Annotated in this window: 13 protein-coding genes; 4 read left to right on the top strand and 9 right to left on the bottom strand. The window is 62.1% G+C overall.

Annotated features, from left to right (window positions below; all coding sequences use genetic code 11):
• Positions 1 to 183: 183 nt before the first annotated feature.
• Positions 184 to 2208 (top strand): vWA domain-containing protein, encoded by a 2025-nt coding sequence (locus G489_RS0103720; RefSeq protein WP_245578804.1) that lies wholly within the window; start codon positions 184 to 186, stop codon positions 2206 to 2208.
• A 363-nt stretch (positions 2209 to 2571) separates the two neighbouring features.
• Here G489_RS0103720 and G489_RS18985 read toward each other — a convergent pair whose 3' ends face one another.
• The 4 genes from G489_RS18985 to G489_RS0103740 are packed head-to-tail and all read right to left on the bottom strand — an operon-like array spanning position 2572 to position 6614.
• Positions 2572 to 3708: a DmpA family aminopeptidase gene (locus tag G489_RS18985; RefSeq protein WP_051332286.1), complete on the bottom strand. Its 1137-nt coding sequence runs from the start codon at positions 3706 to 3708 to the stop codon at positions 2572 to 2574.
• Between the two features lie 33 nt (positions 3709 to 3741).
• On the bottom strand, positions 3742 to 4572 hold the full coding sequence (locus tag G489_RS0103730; protein WP_029040385.1) for an ABC transporter permease: 831 nt from the start codon (positions 4570 to 4572) through the stop codon (positions 3742 to 3744).
• A 9-nt stretch (positions 4573 to 4581) separates the two neighbouring features.
• Positions 4582 to 5490: an ABC transporter permease gene (locus G489_RS0103735; RefSeq protein ID WP_029040386.1), complete on the bottom strand. Its 909-nt coding sequence runs from the start codon at positions 5488 to 5490 to the stop codon at positions 4582 to 4584.
• Entirely contained in the window at positions 5487 to 6614 is a 1128-nt protein-coding gene (locus G489_RS0103740; protein ID WP_029040387.1) for an ABC transporter ATP-binding protein, read from the bottom strand. Before G489_RS0103740 ends, G489_RS0103735 begins: the two co-directional genes overlap by 4 nt.
• 230 nt (positions 6615 to 6844) lie before the next feature.
• Between G489_RS0103740 and G489_RS0103745 the strand changes: the two genes are divergently transcribed.
• Together G489_RS0103745 and G489_RS0103750 are read left to right on the top strand one after the other, a co-directional pair.
• Positions 6845 to 7915: an ABC transporter substrate-binding protein gene (locus tag G489_RS0103745; RefSeq protein ID WP_029040388.1), complete on the top strand. Its 1071-nt coding sequence runs from the start codon at positions 6845 to 6847 to the stop codon at positions 7913 to 7915.
• 111 nt (positions 7916 to 8026) lie between these two features.
• Positions 8027 to 8884 carry a MurR/RpiR family transcriptional regulator gene (locus G489_RS0103750; RefSeq protein WP_029040389.1) on the top strand — a complete coding sequence of 286 codons (858 nt, stop codon included), beginning with the start codon at positions 8027 to 8029 and terminating at the stop codon, positions 8882 to 8884.
• Positions 8885 to 8890: 6 nt separating this feature from the next.
• On the opposite strand, the gene G489_RS0103755 is transcribed toward G489_RS0103750, so the two are convergent.
• Positions 8891 to 9439 (bottom strand): cupin domain-containing protein, encoded by a 549-nt coding sequence (locus G489_RS0103755; RefSeq protein WP_029040390.1) that lies wholly within the window; start codon positions 9437 to 9439, stop codon positions 8891 to 8893.
• Positions 9440 to 9581: 142 nt separating this feature from the next.
• On the opposite strand from G489_RS0103755, the gene G489_RS0103760 reads away from it, so the two are divergent.
• The gene (locus G489_RS0103760) at positions 9582 to 10910 is read left to right on the top strand and encodes an aspartate aminotransferase family protein (RefSeq protein ID WP_029040391.1); all 1329 of its coding nucleotides are present in this window, start codon (positions 9582 to 9584) and stop codon (positions 10908 to 10910) included.
• A 132-nt stretch (positions 10911 to 11042) separates the two neighbouring features.
• On the opposite strand, the gene G489_RS0103765 is transcribed toward G489_RS0103760, so the two are convergent.
• Genes G489_RS0103765 through G489_RS0103780 form a run of 4 tightly spaced genes read right to left on the bottom strand, consistent with a single transcriptional unit; the run spans position 11043 to position 14126 of the window.
• Positions 11043 to 12032 (bottom strand): amidohydrolase family protein, encoded by a 990-nt coding sequence (locus tag G489_RS0103765; protein WP_029040392.1) that lies wholly within the window; start codon positions 12030 to 12032, stop codon positions 11043 to 11045.
• Positions 12013 to 12801 carry a cupin domain-containing protein gene (locus tag G489_RS22720; protein ID WP_245578805.1) on the bottom strand — a complete coding sequence of 263 codons (789 nt, stop codon included), beginning with the start codon at positions 12799 to 12801 and terminating at the stop codon, positions 12013 to 12015. Before G489_RS22720 ends, G489_RS0103765 begins: the two co-directional genes overlap by 20 nt.
• Positions 12802 to 12824: 23 nt before the next feature.
• On the bottom strand, positions 12825 to 13718 hold the full coding sequence (locus G489_RS0103775) for a fumarylacetoacetate hydrolase family protein (RefSeq protein ID WP_029040394.1): 894 nt from the start codon (positions 13716 to 13718) through the stop codon (positions 12825 to 12827).
• A 3-nt stretch (positions 13719 to 13721) separates the two neighbouring features.
• A complete protein-coding gene (locus G489_RS0103780) occupies positions 13722 to 14126 on the bottom strand; it encodes a RidA family protein (protein WP_029040395.1) in 405 nt (134 codons plus the stop codon).
• Positions 14127 to 14131 lie beyond the last annotated feature (5 nt).

Genomic DNA, 14131 nt, shown 5'->3' on the forward strand with positions numbered 1-14131 from the left:
CTGAAGAACATTGCCGCGCCGGCGCCAGATGACAAGGCGCGGACCGCCGCGTTGACGGCGGCAATGACCGCTTTTGAAAGCGCGCGAGAAGGCGTTTCTGAAAAAAATCGCGAACCGGTCCAAGGATCGGGTTTGCTGGGGCGTCTCAAATCTATCGTGAGAGATTTGGGAAGGACCTCCATCATGGATTATCGTGTTCCGATCGGCGCCGCTGTCATTGGCATTCTTTTGACCCCGCTTGCGCTGCAGCTCATCAATTCGACAGCCTTGACCCCGGCCAATGCCCCGGTGCCGGTGGTGACCGGTGAAAACCAACCGGAAACGGCTGAGGAAGCCTTGCGCCAGGATGGCGAGGCAGGCGGCACGGTCGAGAACCGCGCCAACACTGAAACCGCTGCCAACAAGACCGACCTCAACGATGCCTTGCCGCAGCCGGCGCCCGAACCCGTGGTCGAGCCTGCGCCCCGCACTCTGCCCGACGCGGATGAGTCTGCGCCCATGGGCAATCTGGCGGCCAGCGAACCTCAGGAGGCCGAGCAGGACTTCACCGGAGCGGACGTCCAGGAGTTGATGGTTCGCGATCAGGCCGCGCCGACTGACAGAAGCCGGACCCTGTCGCTCGACGATGTCGTCAACACAGAGCCGGCCTCGGTGCCGCCCTCGCGGGCGCCGCAACCCATGCTGATGAGCAAGCAGGCTGCCGGCCAGCCAGCGCCTGATGCCGCCATGGCGGGCGGGATGTTCAGCAGCGAAGAGGGCTATGTGATGCCCGAACGGCCGAATGGCGACCGGTTCGAGGATTTCGAGAACTCGCCGCTGAAGGTGGCGGCGGAAGAGCCGGTTTCGACCTTCTCGATTGATGTCGATACCGCCTCCTATGCCTATGTCCGGCGCCTTCTGGAAGAGGGGCGCTTGCCGTCTCCCGGCGCGGTGCGGGTGGAGGAGATGATCAACTATTTCCGCTACGATTATCCGCTGCCCGAAACCGGTGATGCGCCGTTCGAGCCGACGATTTCCGTTTTCCAGACGCCCTGGAACCCGGAGACCAGGCTGATGCATGTGGCGCTCAATGGCCGCGCACCGGCCGAGATCGACAATCCGGTCAATCTGGTGCTCCTGATCGACACTTCGGGATCGATGGACGAGCCCGACAAGCTGCCGCTTCTCAAGCGCTCGCTGATGCTGCTACTCGACGAATTGGGCGAAGACGACACCATCTCGATCGTGACCTATGCAGGCAGTGCCGGCACGGTTCTCGAGCCGACCAGCGCCAGCGAAAAGGCGAAGATCGCGCGTGCCATCGAAACCCTCAATCCGGGCGGCTCGACCGCCGGGGCGGCGGGGATCGAGCTTGCCTACAGTCTCGCCGAAGAAGCGCGGATCGATGGCGGGGTTAATCGGGTGATCCTGGCGACCGACGGCGATTTCAATGTTGGGATATCCGAACCCGAACAGCTCAAGGACTTCATTGCCGACAAGCGCGATGAAGGGACCTCGCTCTCGGTGCTCGGGTTCGGTTCGGGGAATTACAACGATGCGCTGATGCAGGCGCTGGCCCAGAACGGAAATGGCAATGCCGCCTATATCGACAGCTTCCGCGAGGCTCGCAAGGTGCTGGTCGAAGAAGTTGGCTCGACCCTCGAAACCATTGCCGGGGATGTGAAGATCCAGGTCGAATTCAACCCGGCCGTTGTCGCCGAATACCGGCTGATCGGCTACGAGACCCGTGGCCTTGCCCGCGAGGATTTCAACAATGACCGGGTCGATGCCGGTGATATCGGTGCCGGCCACCAGGTCACGGCGATTTATGAGATCGTGCCGGTCGGCTCCTCGGCCGTCAGTGTCGATCCCCTGCGCTATGGTGAGGAAGATGAGGGCGAGCCTGTCGTCTCCGATGGCCCTGCCGACGAATTCGCCTTCTTCAAGCTGCGTTACAAGGCACCGGGAGAATCCGAAAGCCGCTTGATCGAGCAGCCGGTGACGGCAGCGAACGAGATGGCCTTTGGTGAGTTGCCGGAGGACGTGCGCTTCTCGACCGCGGTCGGCGCCTTCGGGCAGAAGCTGCGCGATGTCGATCAGCTTGCCGGGTTCAGCTTCGAGGATATTCGCGAGATTGCCGCCGACGCACGCGGCGAAGACGAGGGCGGCTATCGTGCCGAGTTCCTCTCCCTTGTCGATCTCGCCGACAGCCTTTCGGCCCGTCGCTAGCCGAGCATCGGGACCGAAACCAAGAGGCCGCCCCCGGAGAGATCCGGGGGCGGCCTTTGTGTTGATCCGGGTTGGGATGAGATCCGGGACAGCTTGGAACGTTTCGTACCGAGCTGCTCCCATTCCTCGTCACCCTCGGGCTTGACCCGAGGGTCCATGAGGTATCGCACTAGGTTCGGCGGCCGTGGATGATTATGACGGCTGACCGAGCCTGACCTCATCATGGATTCTCGGGTCAAGCCCGAGAATGACGAGGGTGGATGTATCGAGGTAGCACCTTGATCTCTCCCCTCGTTCTGAGAGCCAGGCTGGACAGGTTACCCACGCTCCCGTTCTTCGCGGTTCGACGCAACCGATCCCGGTCTAGTTCGACGCGGCGATCGGCGCATGGATGAGCTTCCTGCCGTGCCGTTCCAACAGTTCGCGCAGGGCGTTGTGATCGATCGCCTTGACGAGGAAACGATCGGCCTCGGTGCCGCCCATGTCGCGGGCGGCGACCATGGCATTGAGCACCGATTCCTCCACGCACTGGACGGCGGCCTCATAAAGCGCATCGCAATAACGGTCGTTCATCATCGTGAAATCGAGCTCCGCCGGTTCGCCGTGCAGCGGTCCCTTGGGGTTGGCGGTCGAAAAGGCGAGGAAGATATCGCCCGAACCATTGCCGCCGACCGTGCCATTGCGTCCGATGCCGATCGATCCGCGGCGCGCCAGGCGTTTGATCTGGTGCGGGGCCAGCGGCGCGTCAGTGCCGATGACCACAATGATCGATCCCGTCTCGCGTTCGAGGATCAGATTGTCCGTCATGAATTTGCCCACCGGCACGCCCTGAACGTTGAACCAGTCGCGCATGCCGTGATTGGCCTGAACAAGCGCGCCGACCGTGTAGTCGGTGCCCTTGACCCGGACGCGCCGTGACGCTGTGCCGGTGCCGGCCTTGAACTCATAGGCGATCATGCCGGTGCCGCCGCCGACACTGCCTTCAGGCACCGGACCCGACTGCAGGGTGTCGAGAGCCTCGCGGACATCGGTCTCGGTGACCGGCAGGCCGTTGATGTCGTTGAGCGCGCCGTCATAGGTCTCCGCGATCACCGGCATCAACCACAGATGCTCGGAGCCATCATAAGTGCCCGCATAGCGGTCCAGCATCCACTTGACCGTAGCGTGATGTGCCATGCCGACCGCATGGGTGTTGGTGAGCACGACCGGGCCGAGGAAGTAGCCGCCATCGGCGATCCAGTGGGTGCCGGTCATCTCGCCATTGCCGTTGAAACGGTGCACACCGGCCCACACGGGTACCGGGGTCCGGGCGCTGTGATGCGGCATGATGGCGGTCACCCCGGTGCGCACCGGCAATGGACGGCCGGGACGCGGTGTGTCCTCGATGATCGTCTTGAGGCCGACCGCGACATCGGAGATGTCGGTGATGGCGTTGAACGGGCCGGGCGTACCTTCCAATTCGATCCCGAGATCGCGGGCCCGGACGGCAGTATTGCTCATAGATAGTCCTTGAGATGAGGGGGCTGCCATCGGTTACCTCCGCCGTGAACGGAAGTAGAGGCCGAGGGCCGCAACAGTGAAGGAGAACAGAAGCATCATCACAGCGATGGCGTTGACCTCGGGTTTGATGCCACGGCGCAGCATGCCGAAGATGAATAGCGGCAAGGTCTGGGTGCCGACGCCGGAAATGAAATAGGTGATCACCAGGTCGTCCATCGAGATGATGAAGGCGAGCAGAGCGCCACCAATGACCCCCGGCATCACCTGGGGCAGCACCACGCGGCGGAAGGTCGTCCACTCATTGGCGCCAAGATCGGCGGAGGCGTTCTCGAGCGTTCTGTCCATGCCCGCGAGACGGGCCGAGACCACGATGAACACGTAGGAGATCAGGAAGGTGCAGTGGCCGATGATGATCGATCCGATGCCCAGCGGCATGCCGACGCCGACGAAGAAGATCAGCAAGGCAATGCCGAGCACGATGTCGGGCATCAGCATCGGGGCGAACATCAAGGTGCGATAGAAGCGCTTGCCGAAGAAATTGTAGCGATAGATGGCGAGCGCGGTGGCGGTGCCGATCACCGTGGCGATGGTAGTGGTGAAGGCGGCGACCGTCAGGCTGTTGCGGATCGCGGCCAGAAGCTGCTCGGTCGATTCGATGTAGAGCGCGGCCTCGGAACTTGCATTGGAGAAGCCGAAGATCTGCTTGTACCAGTCGAAGGTGAAGCCCGACCAGCGCATCATGTTCACCGGATCGGAGTTGAACGAATAGATCACGATGATCGCGATCGGCAGGTAGATGAAGGCGAAGAACAGGACCGTATAGGTGGTCAGTGAGGTATCGCCGAGTTTGCGGAGCCAGCTCATTGAAACCTCCTAGTTCAAGAGCGGCGCGTCGTCGCCGCTCTTTGATTCAAACCGCACATACAGGAACAGCAGCACCAGCACCGCTGCCATGACGAGCATGGCGAGGGCCGCGCCGAACGGCCAGTTCCGGGCCGCGAGAAACTGCTGCTCGATGAGATTGCCCAGCATCAGCACCTTGGCGCCGCCAAGCACGGCAGGCACCACGAAGTTCCCCAGCGAGGGGATGAACACAAGGATCGAGCCGCCGAGAATGCCCGGCAGGGTGAGCGGCAGGATCACCCGCCAGAAGGTCTGAATACCGTTGGCGCCCAGATCCTGGGAGGCGCGGACCAGCGTCCAGTCGATCTTTTCGACGCTGGCATAGACCGGCAGGAACATGAACGGAATGAAGATATAAACCAGCCCCAGGAGGATGGCGCCCTCGGTGTAGATCAGGTCGAGCGGCTCGGAGATGAGGCCCAGCGACATCAGGGTCTGGTTGATGAAACCGGTCTGCTTGAGGATCAGCACCCAGATGAACAACCGCACGATGAGGCTGGCGAAAAAGGGCAGGGTGATGAGGAACAGGCAGAATGTCTTCCAGCGCTCGGGCAGGCGCGCGATCTGGAAGGCTGCCGGATAGCACACCAGCAGGGTGATCACGACGGTGGTCAGCGCGATGCGCAGCGAATTGAGGAAGATCTGGAAATAGACCGGATCGAAATATTCGAAGGCCGGATCGGCAAAGCCGAGAATGCGGCCGAAGTTGTGGGGGTAGAACTCCCATACCACCCCGCCATAAAGCCCCGGCGCCAGGAAGCTGTAGATCAGCATGATGACGAGGGGCGTCAGGAAGAAGATTCCGAGGAAAACCGTCACCGGTCCCAACAGGCCGGCGAGTTGGAGGCGCTGTCTGGCGCGAAGGGTGAGGGCGCTCATTGGGCCGCTCCCGCGTCGTCGGCCGGGATCAGATGCACGGCGGCGGGATCGTAGCTGAGCCGGGCCTTGCCGGACTGCTCGATTTCGCCGATGCGGGTCTGGTGCGAGGCTGACAGGAGCGCGTTGATCTGCCGCCCGCCGGCGGTTTTGCCCAAAAGCTCGTAGGTCGAGCCGATAAAGACGATCTGGTCGACGGTGACATCGATCTCGGCGCAGTTGTCGGCGCCACCGGTTCCCGAGAGCGAGAACTGTTCGGGGCGCAGCATGGCGGTCAGCTTGCCGCCGCCATTGAGGGAGCGCTCGTCGCGCAGCACGGCCTCGACGGTGTCGTTTTCCGGGGTGGTGATGACGATCTTGTCGCCGTCGCGCCTGACCTCGCCATCGAACAGGTTCGAGGCGCCGACAAAGCTCGCGACAAAGGCGTTTGCGGGATAGTTGTAGGTGTTGCGCGGGGTGTCGATCTGCTGGATCACGCCGCCATTGAGCACCGCGACGCGGTTCGACATGGTCAGCGCTTCTTCCTGGTCATGGGTGACGAAGATGAAGGAGATGCCGAGCTCGGCCTGCAGATTCTTGAGTTCGATCTGCATGGCCTGGCGCAGATTGCGGTCGAGAGCGGAAAGCGGTTCGTCAAGCAGGAGGAGCTTGGGGCGCGCGATGATGGCACGGGCGAGGGCAACCCGCTGTTGCTGACCGCCCGAGAGTTGGCGCGGCATGCGGGCGGCATATCCGCCAAGACCCACCAGATCCAGCGCCTCGCCGACCCGTTTGACGCGTTCGGCCTTGCCGACATGGGCGATGTCCAGCGAATAGCCGACATTGTCGCCCACACTCATATGCGGGAACAGCGCGTAGTTCTGGAAAACCGTGTTGACCGGGCGCTTGTGCGGAGGCGTGGTACCCATGTCATCGCCATCGATCAGGATCTTGCCCTGATCGAGCTGCACGAAGCCGGAGATGACGTGCAGGAGCGTGGTCTTGCCACAGCCCGAGGGCCCGAGAAGGGTCAGGAATTCGTTTCGTGCGACATCGAGATCGATGGCGTCGAGCGCGGTGATGGTGCCGCCTTCTGGCAGTGGAAACCGCTTGGTTGCGCCTTCCAGCCGAATGATGCTTTCTCGCATCCAATTTCCTCCTCTGGTTCCCGATCCCACTGCCGGACATCCAGCTTATCCAAGAAGCCGCCCTATTGGCTCATTCGAATAATGTTATCGAGATACCTATTGTGTGATTGAGTGATTTTGATAACATGACGGTGTGGTTGTCAATGGCTGAGCGATCGGCATCCACGCGATCCAGGCCTGTTCACGGGGCGTCCGTCTCGATGGATTCGGCCTTACCAGGGAGAAAATGAATGAGTGATTTTGCTTGGAAATCAGGGGTTTCCCGCCTTGCCAAGGCGGCGGTGACCGGCGCAGCGCTGACAATGGCAGCCGGCGCGGGTTCCGCCTTCGCGCAAGGTGAGCTGAACATTTACAACTGGGGTGAGTACATCAACCCGGCCGTGCTGCAGAAGTTCGAGGAAGACACGGGAATCAAGGTCAACCTCGATACCTATGGCTCGAATGAAGAGATGCTGGCCAAGGTGCAGACCGGCGCCACGGGCTATGACATCGTGTTCCCGTCCGTGCATATGCAGGACATCATGGACAAGCTCGGCCTTCTCGAGAAGACCAACATCAACGAGTATGAAGGCTTCAAGAATATCGATCCGCAGTTCCTGCGGGCGAAGTCCGATCCCAAGGGCGAATATTGCCTTCCCTATGCCTGGGGTTCGGTCGGCATTGTCTACAACCGCGAAGTCCTGGGTAAGGACATTACCGGCTGGCGTGACCTGATCGAGACCGCCAAGGAAAAGGACCTCAAATTCACCCTTCTCGACGACATGCGTGAAGTGCTCGGCGTCGGCCTGATGCTCAATGGCAATTCGGTGAACGATACCGATCCGGCCAAACTGCAGGAAGCCGCCCAGACCATCATCGACATGAAGCCCTATGTGGCCGCGTTCACCTATGATGCGCGCCCGATCGTTGAAGCGGGCGACGTGGCCGCCGGTCACTTCTTTGTCGGCGCCATGGTTGATGTGTTCCGTGAGCCGGAGAAGCTCGGCTATGTGATTCCCGAAGAAGGGGCGACCATGTACCAGGAAGACATCTGCGTGCTGAAATCCGCGCCGAACAAGGAAAACGCGCAGAAGTTCCTCGAGTTCTACACCCAGCCGGAAGTGGCCGCGCTCAACATCGAGCAGCAGACCAATGGCACCGCCAACGTGCCCGCCCGGACGATGACGCCCGATCACATCGCCAACTCCGAGGAAATCAACCCGCCGCAGGAAGTGATGGACCGGCTGCAGATCTTTGAAGATCTGGGCGCAGATATCCGCCAGTTCGACCGCGTCTGGACGATGGTCAAGACGGCACAGTAAGATAGGCTGAGCCACTGGAGCAAAATTCCGGCCGGCGCGTTTCGACGCGCCGGCCTTACACCAAGAGGATGCCGCCATCGCGGCGCCACGCGATAGGGAAAGGCATTGGTCATGTCGGCAAAGATCATCGAGCGGTTACAGGCGCCCGACGTCCGCCAGACCAAGACCGACATTCTGATCGCCAACTATATCGAACGGAACCTGGCCGAGCTGCCTTTCGAAACGGCGAAATCGATCGCGCACGGGGTGGGGGTGAGCCAGATGACCGTCGGCCGCTATCTGCGGCGGCTGGGTTATGACGGGCTGGAAGAGCTCAAGCGCGAGATGCGCCAGAGCCAGAGCCGAACCGCCTGGCAGGTGCGCGGACGGATCGACCGGCTTCAGGACGACATCAAGGACGGGCGGTTGCTCGCCGAGGTCATCCAGCAGCAGATCGACGATCTCAGTTCGATCTACGACATTACGCTTTCAAAGGCCTGGAAGAATGCCATCACCGAGGTGGCGACCGCCGAGGAGGTGTATGTTGCCGCCTGGCAGAATGTGCGCGGGGTGGCCCAGTATTTTGCCTACCAGGTCGGTTATGCCCGGCCCAAGGCGACCTTTGTCGACGGGCTCAATGGCACCTATGCCGAAATCCTCGATGGCAGTTGCGACAATCGCTGCCTCGTTTTGCTCGATGTGCGGCGCTTTGCGGCCAAGGCCCGTCCATTGGCCGAGGAAGCGGCCAAGGCCGGGGTCAAGGTTATCCTTGTGACCGACGATGCCTGTGTGTGGGCGCGGGAGGTCGATGCCATTCCGCTGATCATCCCCGGCGCGCGCGGACCGCTGTGGGACGGTGCCGCGACCATCGTGGCGCTGCTCGACCTGTTCGTGGCCAATCTGGTCGTCGAACTCGGGGATACGGTCAATGAGCGCGTCGACCGGCTGACGAACCTGCAGGACCGGTTCGGGGATTTCGAGGCCGACTAGATCCTCTCAAAATGTCGGTGGGGTACAGGCGCTGATCACTTCACAAGGGTCGGGACCGACCGCGCGGAAGCGGTGAGGGCGCCGGCTCGAAAAGTAATAGGCATCGCCCGGCCCCAGGATGCGGCGTTCGTCGTCGACCGTGACTTCGAGCCGGCCGGCGATGATCACGCCGCCTTCCTCTCCATCATGCACCAGTGGCACCCGGCCGGTATCGGCACCGGGAGCATATCGCTCTTTCAGGATCTGCAGGGCAAAGCCGGTCATGTCCTGGCCGATCTGACGGAATGAGATACTGCCCTTGCCGATCTCGACAAGGTCTTCGGCCGCATAAAACGGGCTTGGTGCGGGGGCCGGTTCGAGCGCGAAAAACTCGCTGAGACCAATCGGAATGCCGTCGAGAATGCGCTTGAGCGCGCCGACCGAAGGGTTTGTGCGTCCGGATTCGATGAGCGAAATCGTCGAGTTCGTCACCCCGGTTCGCGCAGCGAGCTGGCGTTGCGAAAGCTTGGCGCGGCTGCGCACGATACGCAGTCTCTGACCGACATCGATCTCCATGTGCCCGGGCCTGTTGCTGATGTTGAATATTCAACAAATCATCGCTCATCAAACCATGAAAATCAATGAGTTGATAAAACAGAGAAAAGGACTTGTTGGCGCAGCGTGAAAGGTCTCCCATGCGGTAAAAGGGAGTTCACTCATGGCTGACACCGCGCGCCCCAACCAACCCTCGCTGTCTCATTACTGGATGCCATTCACGGCGAACCGGCAATTCAAATCAGCCCCACGCATGCTGGCAGAGGCCAAGGGCATGTATTACACCTCGACCGACGGGCGCCAGGTGCTCGATGCCACGGCCGGGTTGTGGTGCGTGAATGCAGGGCATGGCCGGCGGGAGATCGCCTCGGCGGTCGAGCGTCAGTTGACGACGCTTGATTACGCGCCGTCCTTCCAGATGGGGCACCCGATCGCCTTCGAGTTCGCCGAGCGGCTGGCCGAGATTGCACCGGTCGGGCTCGACCGGGTGTTCTTCACCAATTCCGGGTCGGAATCGGTCGATACGGCGCTCAAGATGGCGCTCGCCTATCACCGCGCCCGCGGCGAGGGGACCCGCACCCGCTTCATCGGTCGCGAGCGCGGCTATCACGGCGTCGGGTTCGGGGGCATTTCGGTGGGTGGCATCGTCAACAATCGCCGCACCTTCGCCACCCAGTTGCCGGGCGTCGATCATCTGCGCGACACTCACGATCTCCAACGCAACGCGTTTTCCGCCTGCGAGCCGGAGTTCGGGGTTGAGCGGGCCGAGGATCTCGAACGCCTTGTGACGCTTCATGGTGCAGAGACCATCGCTGCGGTGATCGTCGAGCCGGTGGCGGGGTCGACAGGCGTTCTCATTCCGCCCAAGGGCTATCTCAAGCGCCTGCGCGAGATCTGCGACAAGTACGGGATCCTTCTGATTTTCGACGAGGTCATCACCGGTTTCGGACGGCTCGGTACACCCTTCGCGGCCGACTATTTCGATGTGATGCCGGACCTGATGACCACGGCCAAGGGGCTGACCAATGGTGTCATCCCGATGGGGGCAGTTTTCGCCCGGCGCAGCGTTCATGACGGGCTGATGCAGGGGCCGGAGAACATGATCGAACTGTTCCACGGCTACACCTATTCAGGCCATCCTGCCGCCGCCGCTGCCGGCATCGCGACGCTCGACATCTACCGCAGTGAAGGGCTTTTGACGCGTGGCGCGGCGATGGCAGACACCTGGCGTCAGGCCATGCACGGGCTCAAGGATATGCCCAATGTCGTCGATATCCGCACCATCGGGCTTGTCGCGGGGATCGAACTGGCGCCGCGCCCGGGCGAACCCGGCAAGCGTGCCTATGAGGTGTTCGTCGACTGTTTCGAGAAGGGACTGCTGATCCGGGTGACGGGGGACATCATCGCGCTGTCGCCGCCGCTGATCATGGAGCAGTCGCATCTCGACGAGGCGGTCGCCATTCTGTCCGAGGCGCTGAAGCAGGCCGCTTGAGACAATCAGCTTCCTCCCTCCGGTGCCGTTAGGACCGGAGGCTCGGGTGAGAGGGCCTGTCCTGCCCGGTACAGGCCCTCTCATTCGTTTCGGGATCTTCTCAAGATAATGCGCGGCCGGGCGCGAGCCCCCTCAACGGCCCGGCGCGCGCAGCCGAGCACCGAATGCGGCCTCGGCGTTCGTCTTGCGGATCTTGTGCCGCAAATCCTCGGGCAAACGCCCGATATCGTGGTCGGCAGACGGCGCCCCCATGGGGAAGGGCCAGTCGCTGCCCAGTACCACCCGGTCTTCCCCGAAGGTGGCCAGGATCAGTTCAAGGGCGCCGGGGTCGTGGACCAGGCTGTCGACATAAAAGCGCCTGAGCGCCTCCCGGGGCGGCATGCCGGACGTGTCGATGCCCGGGCGGTCGGTGTCGTGGCCGCGCTGCCAGCGCCCCGAAAGGGCGGCGGTGGCGCCGCCGCCATGGGCAAGCACGATGTTGAGGGCCGGATAGCGGGTCGTCACGCCGGCGAATGTGAGATGCGCGGTGGCGATGGTGGTCTCGACCGGATTGCCGATCAGATTGCCGAGATAGAAGGGATCGAGCCGCCTGTCGGGTGTCGAGCCGGGATGGATGAACAGGGTCAAGGCCTTGTCGGACAGGGTCTGCCAGAGCGGATCGAGCGCCTTGTCGGCATAAGAGTGCTTGCCGAGGTCGGTGCCCATCACGACCCCCGCCCATCCCTCATCGAGGCCGGCAGCAATTTCGGCGGCAATGGCCGGTCGTTCGGCCGGCAGATAGGCAAGCGGCCGCAGCCGAGCGTCGAGGCCTTCACACGCCTCCCGCAGCCCGTCATTGAGCGCACGCGCGTAGTCGAGGCAGTTCCCCTCGGCAAGATCGGGCCGGAAGACCGGCGGAGGAGCCGAGACCACTGCGCCTTCAAGGGAATCTGCCTCGATACGCTCGATCAGCCTGGTTGCATCCGAGATCGGGTAGATCGGCACGCCATGGCCGCAGACATGCAGCTTCTTGGGGTCGCGCCGCATGTCGAAGGCACCCTTGTCCGCCAGCTTCAGCAATGCTGGCGGAATCAGGTGGGTATGGATGTCCCAGCCAGAAGGTTCAGCGGGCGTCTTCGTCATTGTCGTACCAGGGCGGGCGCACCGGATAGTGCGGGCCGTCATAAATCTCGAGAAGCACGCAGTCTTCTTCGCAAATGGTGGGCCCGTGCACACTGCCGGTGGGATTGCAGTAGAAGGTACCCGGGGTCAAAACCGTGTTGGTCGGTATGTAAGTGTAGCGTCCCGACAAACAGTACATGAACTGGTTCGACGCATGGGCGTGGGCGTTGGGAATGCCGGCGCCCTTCTTGAACCGCACCAGGGCGATTGAGGCACCGGTTTCCTCGTTCCGCCACAGCATCTTCTGGGACAGGCCGTCGAGCGACTTGTCGACCCATTCCATGTCCGCGGTCTGGATCAAGATTTCGCGGAAGGCATCGGCCGCGTCTTCGGGCATCACGGGCTGGGGCGCGGGTTCGGGCTTGTCCGGGGCACCTTCGTCGGTCCAGGTGATGTGCTTGAGTTCGACAAGCCGGGACAGATAGGTCACGTCCGACTTGTTGGTGAGCTTATGCACGGGCCGCATCTCGTTCATGAAGATGGTGTGGCCAAGCGGCTCGTTGGTCGGGCGCGTCTCGCCGAAAATGGTCTCGACCTCGTTTTCACCGCCCCCCAGCGAAATCACGATATAGGGGTGGTAATGCAGGTGGAAATCGATGGTCTCGCCCGGCTCGAGCTTGACCTCCCAGATGCGCACGAACTCGTTCTCGAGCACGATGCGGTGGCCGATTTCGCCCAGCGTGATGCCGCGTTCGGCGGCGGCCTGGCTTCCGTTCGGGTCGTTGGTCATTGTGTCCTCCCGGTTCGGTCCGGTCAGCCCCGTTTTGGGGAATGCAGATCTGTTTCGGTCATGGTGTTGCGCAATTCGCCCAGCCCCGCGCCGCGTGAGACGATTTCGTCGCCGGCCTTGAGGAAGAAGGGCGGATCGGCGGCATTGCCGACCCCGGCGGGGGTGCCGGTCAGAAGCACATCGCCCGCATGCAGGGTCATGCCCCATGAGAGCTCCGCGATCAGCTTGGGGATCGCAAAAGCCATCTGACGGGTCGAAGCATGTTGGCGGCGTTCGCCATTGACGAGGCATTCGAGTTCGACATCGAAGGGATCGAATGCTTCGGCCGTCACCAGCCAGGGGCCAAGCGGCATGGTTTGATCGATCGACTTGCCCTTGAGCCACTGTCCGCCATGGGCGCGCTGCAAATCGCGCTGGGAAACGTCATTGGCCAGGCAATAGCCGAAAATGTGCTCCATCGCCCGGTCCTCGGAGATCGAGCGGCCGGTCTTGCCGATGACGATGGCGAGTTCGACCTCATAGTCCCACTTTTCCGAAATCTCAGCGTCGAAGGCTATCGGGTCACGGGCCCCGATTGCCGTGTCGGGGGATTTGGTGAAGAAGGTCGGATGGCTCGGTCGGTCTACATCCTGTCCCTCGCGCTTGCCGCGCCCTTCTTCGAAGTGGTCCCAGTAGTTCCACCCGGTGCACAGAATGTCCCGGCGGAAGCGGGTGAGGGGCGGCATCAGCCGGACATCGGAGAGCGGAATCCGGCCGGCTCCATTTGCGGCTGCATTCTGGGCAGCCGTGAGGGCCGGCTGGCCACCCTCGATGATGGCGTTGACGTCGCCGATTTCGAGGCCGAACGGGACGATTTCATCGCCCTTCACGGCGCCGGTGCGCTGTTGGCCGTCATGCATGAAGGAAACGAGCTTCATCGGTCAGGCCTTCGATGGGATGACGGCGATGGCATTGATTTCGATGAGATAATCGGGGGAGACCATCTTGGTCACCTCGACCATGGTCGAGGCGGGAAGCGGCGGCTTGAAGTATTCGCGCCGCACCGCATGGATCTCGTCGAAGTGCTCGATGTTGCGGACATAGACATCGACCCGGCAGACATCGTCGAGCGTGCCGCCGGCGGTTTCGACCGCATTCTTGATGTTCTCGCAGACCTGCTTGGTCTGTTCTGTGATGTTGCCGATCCCCGCAATGGTGCCGTCGGGACGGCGGGCGGTCATGCCGGAAATGAAGACGAGGCGCCCCTCGGCTTCAATCATGGTGGCCTGCGAGAAATGCCCCATCGGGGTGCGCAGGTTCTGGGTGGTGACTTCTTGTTTGGTCATAACAG

The sequence above is a fragment of the Cucumibacter marinus DSM 18995 genome, assembly GCF_000429865.1.
GTDB lineage: Bacteria > Pseudomonadota > Alphaproteobacteria > Rhizobiales > Devosiaceae > Cucumibacter > Cucumibacter marinus.

Bases quoted from the DNA above. Each gene is read 5' to 3' on its own strand.
- G489_RS0103735 (WP_029040386.1), bottom strand. From the start codon at position 5,490: ATGAGCGCCCTCACCCTTCGCGCCAGACAGCGCCTCCAACTCGCCGGC.
- G489_RS0103755 (WP_029040390.1), bottom strand. From the start codon at position 9,439: ATGGAGATCGATGTCGGTCAGAGACTGCGTATCGTGCGCAGCCGCGCC.
- G489_RS0103740 (WP_029040387.1), bottom strand. From the start codon at position 6,614: ATGCGAGAAAGCATCATTCGGCTGGAAGGCGCAACCAAGCGGTTTCCA.
- G489_RS0103765 (WP_029040392.1), bottom strand. From the start codon at position 12,032: ATGACGAAGACGCCCGCTGAACCTTCTGGCTGGGACATCCATACCCAC.
- G489_RS22720 (WP_245578805.1), bottom strand. From the start codon at position 12,801: ATGACCAACGACCCGAACGGAAGCCAGGCCGCCGCCGAACGCGGCATC.
- G489_RS0103750 (WP_029040389.1), top strand. From the start codon at position 8,027: ATGTCGGCAAAGATCATCGAGCGGTTACAGGCGCCCGACGTCCGCCAG.
- G489_RS0103720 (WP_245578804.1), top strand. From the start codon at position 184: ATGGATTATCGTGTTCCGATCGGCGCCGCTGTCATTGGCATTCTTTTG.
- G489_RS0103780 (WP_029040395.1), bottom strand. From the start codon at position 14,126: ATGACCAAACAAGAAGTCACCACCCAGAACCTGCGCACCCCGATGGGG.
- G489_RS0103760 (WP_029040391.1), top strand. From the start codon at position 9,582: ATGGCTGACACCGCGCGCCCCAACCAACCCTCGCTGTCTCATTACTGG.
- G489_RS0103775 (WP_029040394.1), bottom strand. From the start codon at position 13,718: ATGAAGCTCGTTTCCTTCATGCATGACGGCCAACAGCGCACCGGCGCC.
- G489_RS18985 (WP_051332286.1), bottom strand. From the start codon at position 3,708: ATGAGCAATACTGCCGTCCGGGCCCGCGATCTCGGGATCGAATTGGAA.
- G489_RS0103745 (WP_029040388.1), top strand. From the start codon at position 6,845: ATGAGTGATTTTGCTTGGAAATCAGGGGTTTCCCGCCTTGCCAAGGCG.
- G489_RS0103730 (WP_029040385.1), bottom strand. From the start codon at position 4,572: ATGAGCTGGCTCCGCAAACTCGGCGATACCTCACTGACCACCTATACG.